Here is a 313-nt window from a genome sequence, read left to right as displayed (position 1 = left end):
GCATATTTGATATCGATGACGACGTCGTCATCATTCGGCTCGCGGCGTTCGAAGGTGAACGGGGTAAGCGGCTTCGACGCATCTGTCGCAGCGTAACCTCTTGCAATAGCCATCTGAATATCCTTTCGGAAGTTGGGGACGGCGGAATATGCAATGGAAGAACGAACGGGCGTTAGAGCGATCCTCCTAGCTTTTTGCACGATCCTGCAAAAATATGATGGTGCGCTCTTTGCGCGGGCCGAGAGGCTTTCTAGATAGATGACATCAAACACACCTCTTCCGTCAGTCAAGGGATTTCCCCTATGTCCTTGTC

At 51.4% G+C, this 313-nt stretch carries 1 pseudogene; it reads right to left on the bottom strand.

Going from position 1 to position 313, the window contains the following annotated elements:
* Positions 1–113, bottom strand: a pseudogene (locus tag EN804_RS36030) (NAD(P)-dependent alcohol dehydrogenase); the annotation flags it as partial.
* Positions 114–313: the final 200 nt, after the last annotated feature.

The organism is Mesorhizobium sp. M8A.F.Ca.ET.161.01.1.1, from assembly GCF_004792105.1.
Taxonomy (GTDB): Bacteria; Pseudomonadota; Alphaproteobacteria; order Rhizobiales; family Rhizobiaceae; genus Mesorhizobium.
Note: the sequence above shows the minus strand (reverse complement) of the source record. Positions and strands in the feature narration are given on the sequence as shown.